Here is a 428-nt window from a genome sequence, read left to right on the forward strand (position 1 = left end):
CCAGCGGTCAGGACAGGGCGTTTCAGGGCAGGGCTGAGCGCGGACGAGGAGCAACGACGCCGTCGGTGCCCCCGTCCACTTAGCTAAGGCATACCTTAGGGATATCGGATTTTGCCGTCTACACCGGGGTCGGTCACGAAACGGTGCAGGTGGGACAAGGGCTCCGGCGTCCCGATGGTCGGTCCACCGACGATTTCAGGCCACTCGTGGCCCGGTCCCAGGTGGCACCGATGGCAAAGAAGTGGTAAAGGGGCACGCACCGGTGGGTGCGCGCCCCTGGGAAGAGGTCGTCCGGGACCGCCGGGCTCAGCCCGTCGGGGTGCGGCGGGCGGCGGCCCGGGCGGTCCAGCGGCCGTCCTGGCGGGTGATCCGGATCGGGTGGCCGAAGGTCGCGCTCACCAGCTCGGTGGTCATCACCTCGTCCACCG

Source organism: Kitasatospora sp. MBT66 (genome assembly GCF_000710405.2).
GTDB classification, from domain to species: domain Bacteria; phylum Actinomycetota; class Actinomycetes; order Streptomycetales; family Streptomycetaceae; genus Kitasatospora; species Kitasatospora purpeofusca.